The sequence below is a fragment of the Massilia sp. DJPM01 genome, assembly GCF_030348125.1.
GTDB lineage: Bacteria > Pseudomonadota > Gammaproteobacteria > Burkholderiales > Burkholderiaceae_D > Telluria_A > Telluria_A frigida.
This window is the reverse complement of sequence record NZ_JAQOZV010000102.1, coordinates 1-10,250: the sequence shown is the minus strand read 5'-3', so window position 1 is coordinate 10,250 and position 10,250 is coordinate 1. Positions and strand designations below refer to the sequence as shown.

The following is a 10,250-nucleotide window of genomic DNA, read 5'->3' as shown; positions in this document are numbered from 1 at the left end:
CGTAAGATCGGGACGGGGTGGCTTCGGTGGCATGCCGACATGATGCGGCAATTGGCAATAGTTTACAACAGCGTATTGCCGTGTTCACTCAGGCTGAATAGTTACGATGCAAATTGCTACCGAGATTTTCATCCGCATGAAAAAAACTAAAGGCATCACGCGCAAGGAAATCATCACCGCATTTGTTGCCGACGCCAAACTATCGACGGCTGGCGCTTCGACCTACTATCAGCTCATCCGCGCGAAGATCGAAAAGAAGTGATGGGCGGCGCACGCTGGCTACTTCGCCAGCGTGTGGCCCTGCTCAAGCAAATTGGTGAGCCACTGGCCGAGGAACGAATTTAGTTCTTTCTTCGTTGATGGCGAAAACGTCATGCCATCCTCGCTGTACACCTTGCGGTAGCCAAAGCAGTCTTGGTACGCCAGGACTTCCACGCTCTCGGTCTCGGTGTAGACTGCCATCGTCATGTCAGGATCGGCGATCATGTCGCCCGAAGGGTGTTTGTAGTAGTGGCTGAGCGCGATCACAATTTTCTTGTGGTGCCGATCCAAGATATCAACATTCAGGTTCATGAATCCTGGCGCGGTCAGCTTGGCCGCCGTCTTAATTTCGAGCAGCGTTGGGATGAGTTGAATCAGCTTCTTGTAGTTGCGTTCGTAGATGTTCATGGCAGGATCGCAGGAATAGTTTCGTTGGCAAAACTATTCCTGCGGCCCACGATGGTGGACAACGGCGATGCCGCAATTGAGAATGATTTTTTCAGGCGTCCGGGCCTTGAACGCAAAGCTCGCCATGAACGACGCAGCCACCCTCCAGCAGCACATCCAACCAGCACCCGAGAAATTTGTTCATTTCCAGTTTGACCGATACGCAAGATTCCGACTTGTCGTCGAAGTAAATTCGGCGCACGCCAAGATGGTTCTGGAAAATTAGCGCCTCGATGGTTTCAAGCTCCGTGGACACTGCGATCATCATCGACGGATCGGCGACCATGTGCCCAAGTGGGTGCTCGCAATACTGGCTGATCGAAATGAGCGACACTTCGTTGAACCGGTAGAGAACGTCCACATTCAAGGCTCCATAATCAGGCACCTTATTCTTGTCGGCGATCCCCATTTCATGCAGCATTGGCACGAGCGCCAAGAGCTTGCGATAGTTCTGCTGGTAGATATTCATGTTGGCATCCATGTCGGGTTGAATACAAACACGATCCCTGTTCAGGACACATCGGACAACGGTTTTTCCAGATCAATGATCATTGCGTACAATCCGCTACCAGCGCTTGGCATACACGCCTTCGACCCACGTGTGAAGGCCGCGCGCGGGAGCATCGCACACACCCGCCGCCGGTCCACGTTCGGTGGACGGCGCTGGTGATGTGCATCGTTTTTCTAAGCTGGAGAGCAAAGGTTATGAGCGGAATTTTCACCTTGTCCATCGAGTGCGTCGGCGGCAGGTATCTTAAAGAACCATATCAATTCGTGATCGAGATGCCGGTCGAGTTGACGCTAGGCGACTTGGCATCGTGCGTCCTGGGGATGGTCGATTTCGAGGGCGATCACCTCGACGAGTTCTATCTCGCAAATGGCCTACGCGGCAAGAGAACGTGGTTCACGCCGGACGGCGAATGGGACGAGGACGATGCACACGTTATGGACATAAAGTTATCCGAAGTCTTCCCGCTGCCCAGGAACAAGATGCTGTACTATTTTTACGACTTCGGCGCGTCGTGGTGCTTTCAAATCACCAAGCGGGGCAAAGAAACAAAGGCGCAACCCGAAATCGAATATCCATGCATCGTGTCCGAAACGGGCGTGAAACCTAAGGAGTTCGGTGATGATGAAGATTGGGACGGCGATGACGACGAGGACGATTCAGACGACAATTGAGCCAATGGATTGCGCCGAACGTCAGCTTTTCTCGGAGGAAGCTGTCGATGTCACTCGCTGAATTTAATAACAACAGCTTTTGCGAGCACATCAGCAGCTTTTCAGGACCAAGGTGGGGTCGAAAATATGCTGGCTGTTAACTCATTGTTTTGGGTGGAGTTTTTGCTATTCAGATTTTTCACGCAGCGAAGAAGCGCATGAACAGTGGTTGTTTTTGATATGGCGGGGCTTGGGAAGCTTCTGCTCTACCATTGAGCTACACCCGCGTGCAGCCGTATTCTACGCGGCTTTGACCTTGTTTGACAAATTTTCAAAATGGCCAAGCGGATGGGGGGACCGGTTGCCTGCATCCGGCCTCATGAGGCAGTTATCGCCCCGCGACGGACCCTGCCGGGATGGTCTTTCGGCCGGCATCGCTGGGCTGCGCTTGCGCTACGGGCAGGCGCAGGTCGACCGTGTTTGCCATCACCTTGTAACCCGCCTCGCTGGGATGAAGATGATCGCCGCTGTCGAAGTCCGGCTGCAGCCGCCCGGGGTGCGCAGGGTCGCGTAAGACCAGGTCGAAGTCGACAACGGCGTCAAATGCGCCAGAGCTACGGATCCACCCATTCAGTTGGAGAGCCGGATGCGAACTTTCGACCCGGCAATGCTGGTGCGGACTACTTGGCGGATGGTTTGGGCTGTCAGCGCAGGGCCTGGGGAATCGGGCGCCGCAGTCCAGGACGCGCTCCAATGCGCAATCTGCGCGCCGTGCGCGAAGGTGCTGAATGTGAAGGATAAAAGCAGGACACTCAGCAAATTTTTCATGATCGATTCCACCTAGCTCCGCGCCTACGATACGCAGCAACGATTTCCCTTTGCCGGCGTCGTTAATAAAGGGAAATTGGGGGGACAGGCCTGCTTCCGGCCGCTGGTCGACGTTGCCTGAATGGCAATTTCACCATAAGGGAAATACTGATTGTCTGATTGGTGCGGCTGGCGGGGATCGAACCCACAACCCTTGGCTTCGGAGGCCAAACAAATATACATTTACTTCCGTTGACCAATGTTGATTTTTTCGATTATTCATTGAGTATCAATGACTTATCCTGAGCATGACTATTGATCCTTGTGCCGAAATATGGACCACGTTACAATTAATTCCCTACACCAACCCTACACCAAAATGAAGTGGGATAATTTTACAGCCGGTCGCGTTAAAGCTTTTCAATGCGCGGAGGGCAAAAAGCAGAGCATTTACTGGGATGGTAAGACGCCCGGTCTTGGAGTACGGGTCACTGCCTCAGGGGCCAAGTCATACATTTTCGAGACCAGCCTGAACGGCAAGACGCTGCGCATCACCATTGGTGACGTAGCGACCTACTCTATTGATGATGCTCAACGCGAGGCCGTAGCGTACAAGATGCAGACCAACAGGGGCATTGATCCGCGCGTGGTTGCTGCCGAGCGTATCGCTGGGGATGCTGCAAAAGCGGTAGCCATCGAGGCAAACCGCCTCGCGCTGGCGGAGATCGCTGCGCTGGAGCACAGCAAACGTGAACTCATTGCCCGTGACGTTTGGGATGTATATATGGCTGCGCCGCACCCTAAGTGGGGAGACCAACACCGTGCTGACCATGCGATTGCAGCCAATCCGGGCGGTGCAGAGCCGAAAATCGGCAAGAAGAAGACGAAGCCCGCCCCTCTTGCGGCATTGCTCAAGCTCCCCCTGCATTCAATTACCGCTATTAGGGTCCAAGAATGGCTTGAGGAAGAGTGCGCAACGCGCCCAACGTTTGCCCATAATTCCTACAGGAAGTTTCGGACCTTTATCCGGTGGTGCGCGAAACATCCACAGTACAGCGCAGTAGTACAGGCAGATTGCTGCTTGGCTGATGAGGTCAAGGAAATCGTGCCGGCGAACAAGACGAAGGACGGGGACAGTTTGCAACGGGAACAGTTGGCTGGGTGGTTTGCAGCGGTCCGGCAGCTAAGCAACCCGATCATTTCGGCATATTTGCAAGGTCTGCTCATCACCGGAGCGCGCAGGAACGAACTGGCAATGCTCCAATGGGCGGACGTTGAGTGGAATCCAAACTGGAGCAGCATCACGATCCGCGACAAGGTTGACGGCAAGCGCACAATTCCGCTACCGCCGTACTTGATGCGGCTTTTTGCAGCGCTGCCACGCACCAATAAGTGGGTATTCAGTAGTCCGACCTCAGCAAGCGAGCACATCACTGAACCACGCATTGCCCACACTCAGGCGCTTAAGCTCGCGGGCTTGCCCCACGTCTCGCTTCACGGCCTACGCCGTTCGTTTGGCACGCTTGCGGAGTGGGTGGAGGTGCCAAGCGGGGTGGTGGCTCAGATTCAGGGGCATAAGCCGAGCGCGCTCGCCGAGAAGCACTATCGGCGTCGGCCGCTTGATTTGCTGCGGATGTGGCATGTCAAGATCGAAGAGTGGATGTTGGGGCAAGCGGGGATTGCCCTCACACCAGCAGTACCTCTGTTGAAGGCCGTGGCATGACAGGCGTCGAGAACGACGAACCGGAACGTACGACGTAGCGCCATGCTACTGCTTCACTCGCTACATCTGCTACAAGTGCTCAGACGATCAGTCTATTGTAGCTGTTGTAGCAGGAAAAGCAGTAGCGCGGCCCCCACTGGCGGACACGGCGGCTCTTAGTTCAACAAGGCGGGATTAACACGGATCGTACGCGCAGGCTCACCCCCGACTTTAACGCGTCCAAGGCGCTCAAGTTCGGCCAGAACAGGTACGAGCGCCGATTTCTTGCGGAACGCTGTGGGGCCATACTGATTGATGAAACGCATTGGCAGCTCGGTCATGCCGTTTTCGTTGCAGCGCCTGATGAGCCACTCATCGAGCTTTTGGGCGTCGCTGGTGCCCGCCGACAGCATCACGCCACCAAACACACGTTGAGACTCGTGCAGATGCCACTCGGCCAAGCGAGCTGCCCCACGAATGTGCATTTCGCTGATGGGACCTTGAGAATTTGTCAGAACGTGGAACAGCGCAGCGATACGGACGGCGTTGTCGGCGGTCTTGCTTGCCACATCGCGCACATCGCACAAGGCGCCGCCTTTTCCGAGTTGAACCTCGATTTGGTTGTAGAAATCAATCCACGCCGCCATCGCCTCTTCCGACAGGCTCAGCATCGACGGCTTCAGCGCGCCCTCTTCAATTACCGGCATAATTGCGAGGACTTCTTCCAGCCGGTCTCGGAAGCGGTCCAATGACGGCCAATGCAAAGGAGCTTTTTTGTATGCGCGCGTCCCTTGGGTAGACTCTGGGTACGTAACGAGAAAACGGGCAATGTACCCGGTCCCGCGCGCGAGAGAACCGGAGCCGTTCATGAATGTGCTCAGCGTAGCAGGTTGTACTTGCACCGCGAAGGTGAGCCGCACGCCCTTGACGGTATAGGACTCGGAGGTGCGACGGTCGATGCGGATGGGCTTGCCGTCCCACAGCTCATTGAGCACGGCCATGTTGCGCATTTGACTGTCTTTACCCATTCCATGTCCGCCGAACACTGCCCCACCTTCTGACGAAATGACGCCACCCGAAGGCCACTCGAATGCCAAACCACGCGTGAGCGCCTCCGGTGTCGTGTCCCCATAAATCACCCTAGGGATTACAGGCGCCACGGGCTTAGCGGCCTGGTGAGCAGCGAGTTCAGCTTCTTTTGTCGAGGTGTCCTTCGTCTCCTTGGCTTGCTGAACGATCTTCTCCAGAATGCCCTTGTTTATCGCCTCCCATGCTTGGGCATCACTGGTGAATTTCAAGCGTTCCGGTTTCGCCGCAATTGCACATGCGTCCTCAAAATCACGGGCTGGTTTAATGAAGAAGTTATCCAGCGTACTCTTGCGTTCGCCGGACTCTGCGATGGCAATGATATACAGCGAGATTGGCCCGGTCAGGCCTACGTCGCGCTGTACGTCATACAGGCCCTGTGCGGCCACGGACAAGCTGGCCAAAGCCGAACAGGCGACCAGTGCCATAGGTGCCCTGGTAAAGTCCTGTACTTCTTTCACAGCATCTTGCATGATTGCGGGCAGCGCATCCAGCGGATAATCAATGGCAGGCGCGTACGCAGCGATCTGCTCAGGTTCGGCCCACTCCGCTGTCGCAAAAACTTCGGGCGCGCGGAGAGGTCCGTCCACAATCATGCTCAGATCGGTGCCCTTGACGCGCTCACGACCGGCAAGGCGCTTGAGGCTGTTGATCGTAACACCGCCATCAGCAGTGACGTGCTCCCATTTTTTGCGTACATCGGCAACATCTTTGTAGCCTGCCTTCTTGCTCCACCGGTCGGCCAACTCGAACATCTGCTCGGAGTTGCTGCGATTTTTCAGTGCCATCAAGACAGTACACCAAGTGCTGTAATTTTCTGGGGAAATGTGCTCAAGGTCCGCTCTGTACTCCGCCATTTCCTCTTCGGACACGTCGGCGGCGGGGCGCGCCATCGAGGAATCCGAACGGGTAGCAGGCGTGACACCAGCTGGCTTCTTGCCGAATTTTTCGTATATCCAATTCGGGAGGGGAGCGATCTCCTGCCCCTCGAAGAGGTCGCTCGATGCCTCCCACTCGTAACGCGATCCCGACGCATGCATCGAACCTGGGCCGACCACATAGCCGCCGATACCCTTCATGTCGATGCCTGGTCCAAGTGTCTTGTCGAATTGGGAGCCAACGTCGGCTACGAAATACAGATGTCGTCCACCCCCACCAGTCAATACTTCGGCGGTTTCGGGGAAGAAGTAGCCGGCGCGTTCGAGGCCATCGAGGGTATCGGTGGTTTCCAATTTATAGGCGTCAATATCGACGACAACGACCATCTTGCCGCTGCTTGCGATTTCACGGCCAGTGGCGATGCCGTAATTCACAGGGCCATAGTATGTAAACCAGCTAGTGATTGTTGCCGTATTGATGCTTGCCCCCTTGAAGGAAGCCAACTGACGCGGGTGCTTCCCTGGAGTGCAATGAGGCGAGCCACTCGGTTTCCCACAGGAGCAATTCTTACCGTCAAAGCCGAACAGCGGAAATACAGCGATGTCACGCGCAGCAAACTTCATGGCGAAATCGAACGCCGGATTGGCAGTAGGATTCATTTTTGGCACGCTTACTTCGCTTGCCCCGGCGACCGTTTCCGCAATCAACGCCGGCGTGACCCCCACGTTCAAGGCTGTAGCCCCGTCCGGGGGCGCTACCACGGCCGAGCGGGGGGACGGCGAATCAGGCTGCAATGGTCCTGCCACACTGACTTCAATTTCGTCCTGAATTGGAACCGGCGTCTCCTCTTGAAGTGCCTTAGGGATTTCGAGGTCGTGCGAGATCGACCCCACCTGCACGATTGCATTTGGGGCTTCCGTCAAGGACGTATCGGCGCCGTCATCAGGGACCAACGGAGCTACTGATGCGCCTACCTTTTCTTGTTCGACCGTCGCATTCACGGCCGCGACAGGCGGGTCGCAGCCCTCGTCGACCGCCACAGCCGTGCCGCTTACCGATGGGGCGCGCATTGCCTCCGGCGTGGATGGGGACATCACGGGTGTTTCAACGGCGTAGGCCAACTCGATATCGCAGGCAGTGGTCATTTGGCACTCCCTTCCACTTGTACACGCAGCAAGTCTGCAACGCGCCATGCGAGGCGACCGTTGATGCGCACCGGACGGATTGGCCCATCCTCGTAGCACGCCCATTTGCGCAGCGTCTGTGGCTTACGGCCCAAATGAAATGCGGCCTCGATGGTGCTGATGGTGGTGCGCGGTTCAGCGGCGAGTGCCGCGAAAGTTACTTGCGTAGTCATTGTTGGTCCTAGAAATTAATTGGATACTGGGACAACAAAATCTACGCAGAGCAACCAGCGGCGAAGGTTGCCGCAACCACGACCGCCTTTATTGACGGGGCGTATCGCAATTTTCAGCAACCAACCCCGGCAACCTATTTTTTCCTTACAGATGAATGGAGCGCACTGAACGGATCGGCCTTTCTTAATTCGAACTGGTCCTTGGCCTTGTGTATTTGCTTGGCAATAAACTGGCGCGACACGCCGTATTCTTCGGCCAACCTCAGATGAGTTGCGCCGGACAATCGACTTTCCTCATACAGTCGACGAAGTGCATGAGTATCCCAAGTCCGCCCCTTGGCTGGCTTGGGTGCCCCCATCGCGCCTTGAACGACCACCTCGGACTCTACAGCCGGGTCCTTGGTCGCTGTGGGAACCGGATGGCTCACCTCAGGTTCCGCAGACACAGCCACGGCGTCCGTGCTGCGGCTTCGATAGGCCTCGACGATTTCAGCTATCACGAAGCGTGGCACAACAAGCGTTGAGTGGTTTGTGACCTGAACAGGGCGCGCGAAGAAGTACCTGTCGGACTCGCCCATCCACTCCCCGCACTCGACCTCCCAATGTGCGAGAACGCGATGATTCGCCGCGCGGAACGCCTTGATCTTGGCCCAAGGCTCGTACGGTTCATCCCCATATACCCAAGCCGGGCGGGTCGTGATGATTTCAGGGCCAGGTGAAAAAACCAGCTCTTCGATTTCGTATTGCAGCAACGTCACGAGGTTTGCTGGGAGGTCAGGCTCTGGTGTTTCAACCAGTCGGCCATCAACACGAGTACGGGAGACAATCGAAGCGCCAATCGGTGCGCGTGCGTACACCGGCAACCGCAACCGCAGAACCTCCTTGGCGAACTCCGATCCGCTCCAAGTCCGACCGGTGAGACCGAATAACACGCATAGCGCGTCGCCAATAGTAGAAATTTCGTTAACTAACATGCCTACATTCAAGTAATGAAAGGGGCGACGTTAGCAGCGCGTGGGATGACTCGTCAATGTTAGAAATAGTACCTTGGGATGCCGTCAAATGTAGCGGCTCCCTGCCACGTCCCGCACGAGCGGTAGCGGCGTAGCAAAAGTAGCAGTAGCAGCAGGGTATCCGAGCTTGTGTAGGCGCTTATACAGACCAAAAAATGTCGCAGCTCGTCGGCCTAGTCGCGCCGAACGGTAGCAGAGTAGCTAAAGTAGCAGTAGCAGGCGGGTAGCTGAGCGTGCGACGGCGCTTACATAAACCAATATCGAACGTACGGTGGCGGTTGCGAAAGGTATGGCCTCGGCGTGGCTGATGCCGGCAGGAGGTATGCACTTGGGGGCTTGTAGAGGTTTTCTGAATGCCTTTGGATCAACACAAACATGTCAGTAGGCAGCACAGAGAAAGGGGGGGAGGAGAAGTAGAGAAAGTATATATATTATTTATACTTATTACTTACCTCTCCCCTATGACAGAGGTGCCGCGCAGGTGCCTTTCTGCATTCTCTTTACCCTTGGAGAAGGCACTGAGATTCTCCTGCGCATACCGATGAGCAAGTGAGGGGATTTCGGGGCATGAACCGCCGAGTGTATCCGCTCTTGAAGTGCCCTCGCGCGCACGAGGGGAATTTTCAATCCTTGTATTGGTCAGCACCAAGGTGGCCTGCCGTCACTGCCATGACCTGCGGTATCGCTCCTCGCTGGCGCTACTGCGACGGAGCGCGCTCGGGTGGCCCGGCACAAGCTCTTGGGAAGGCTTGAAGCTACCCCAGAGGCCATGATCCCTGTTCGGCAGCTCTACGAGTGGCGCAAGTACCATCGACGTCTGACGGCCCGTTTAACGAGCCTTACGGACCTTCACTATGCCTCACTGCGGAAGTGGTTAGAGCGGAACTACCTGATCTGACATATAAACGGCGGCAAGCTGGCGCTCTGCCCAGGTCGGCCATGTTGTTGGCGAACGGTAAGCGAGGTCGTAAATGAACAGCAGATTCATACCATTTCCGCAGCCTTCAAGAGCGCAGCCTGTTTGGCGACCGTACCACGGCTACAGCCGACAAGTTCCATGATCTCGATCCAGCTCGACTGTCCCGCTTTGAGATGCCGCTGAATCAACTGATTGCGGTGGATGTCTTCGACTCGTCCTTGATATTTGCCCGCAGCCTTTGCTTTCAGTACACCTTGGGCCGCGCGCTCACGGCGCGTTGTGTAATCTTTTCGACTAATCGCAGCCAGCATGTCAAGCATCATGCCGTTGATCGCGGAAAACATCCTCGCTGTGAAGTCGTCAGCGGGCGCTGCCATCATCCAAGAGGTGGGCAGGTCGAGAGCTACTACCTTAATCTGCTTGGCGCTCAGGGCCTGTTTGAGGGCGTCCCAATCCGACTCATTCAAGCGGCTCAGACGGTCCACCTGCTCGATCAGCAGAATGTCGCCTGGGGTTGCGTCAGCGATCAGCTCGAACAAGGCGGGGCGACACAGGGATGCGCCGGATTCATTTTCTACGTAAAAGGCCGCGATGTGTAAACCGCGCTCACTTGCGAAC

At 56.0% G+C, this 10,250-nt stretch carries 10 protein-coding genes and 1 pseudogene; 3 read left to right on the top strand and 8 right to left on the bottom strand.

The window, feature by feature from the left end; translation table 11 throughout:
- The first annotated feature begins 136 nt into the window (after positions 1-136).
- Positions 137-262 carry a hypothetical protein gene (locus PO883_RS33100; protein ID WP_289313572.1) on the top strand — a complete coding sequence of 42 codons (126 nt, stop codon included), beginning with the start codon at positions 137-139 and terminating at the stop codon, positions 260-262.
- Positions 263-279: 17 nt separating this feature from the next.
- On the opposite strand, the gene PO883_RS33095 is transcribed toward PO883_RS33100, so the two are convergent.
- Both PO883_RS33095 and PO883_RS33090 read right to left on the bottom strand, forming a co-directional pair.
- Positions 280-669: a DUF1249 domain-containing protein gene (locus PO883_RS33095; protein ID WP_289313571.1), complete on the bottom strand. Its 390-nt coding sequence runs from the start codon at positions 667-669 to the stop codon at positions 280-282.
- Positions 670-760: 91 nt separating this feature from the next.
- Positions 761-1,177 (bottom strand): DUF1249 domain-containing protein, encoded by a 417-nt coding sequence (locus PO883_RS33090; protein ID WP_289313570.1) that lies wholly within the window; start codon positions 1,175-1,177, stop codon positions 761-763.
- Positions 1,178-1,413: 236 nt separating this feature from the next.
- Between PO883_RS33090 and PO883_RS33085 the strand changes: the two genes are divergently transcribed.
- Entirely contained in the window at positions 1,414-1,890 is a 477-nt protein-coding gene (locus tag PO883_RS33085) for a hypothetical protein (protein ID WP_289313569.1), read from the top strand.
- 367 nt (positions 1,891-2,257) lie between these two features.
- On the opposite strand, the pseudogene PO883_RS33080 reads toward PO883_RS33085, so the two are convergent.
- A pseudogene (locus PO883_RS33080) lies at positions 2,258-2,506 on the bottom strand (SGNH/GDSL hydrolase family protein); the annotation flags it as partial.
- Positions 2,500-2,697, bottom strand: coding sequence for a hypothetical protein (locus PO883_RS33075; RefSeq protein WP_289313573.1), 198 nt, complete (start codon positions 2,695-2,697; stop codon positions 2,500-2,502). The pseudogene PO883_RS33080 and the gene PO883_RS33075, both read right to left, overlap by 7 nt.
- A gap of 313 nt (positions 2,698-3,010) precedes the next feature.
- Here PO883_RS33075 and PO883_RS33070 point away from each other — a divergent pair, with 313 nt between their 5' ends.
- Complete coding sequence (locus PO883_RS33070; RefSeq protein WP_289313568.1) at positions 3,011-4,399, top strand: integrase family protein; 1,389 nt, start codon at positions 3,011-3,013, stop codon at positions 4,397-4,399.
- Positions 4,400-4,554: 155 nt separating this feature from the next.
- Here PO883_RS33070 and PO883_RS33065 read toward each other — a convergent pair whose 3' ends face one another.
- The 4 genes from PO883_RS33065 to PO883_RS33050 form a co-directional block, all read right to left on the bottom strand.
- On the bottom strand, positions 4,555-7,488 hold the full coding sequence (locus tag PO883_RS33065; protein WP_289313567.1) for a DUF3987 domain-containing protein: 2,934 nt from the start codon (positions 7,486-7,488) through the stop codon (positions 4,555-4,557).
- On the bottom strand, positions 7,485-7,700 hold the full coding sequence (locus PO883_RS33060) for a DNA-binding protein (RefSeq protein WP_289313566.1): 216 nt from the start codon (positions 7,698-7,700) through the stop codon (positions 7,485-7,487). Before PO883_RS33060 ends, PO883_RS33065 begins: the two co-directional genes overlap by 4 nt.
- Before the next feature lie 134 nt (positions 7,701-7,834).
- A complete protein-coding gene (locus PO883_RS33055; protein WP_289313565.1) occupies positions 7,835-8,674 on the bottom strand; it encodes a hypothetical protein in 840 nt (279 codons plus the stop codon).
- 1,023 nt (positions 8,675-9,697) lie between these two features.
- Positions 9,698-10,250: recombinase family protein (locus PO883_RS33050; RefSeq protein WP_289313564.1), on the bottom strand; the 553-nt coding region annotated here is incomplete at its 5' end.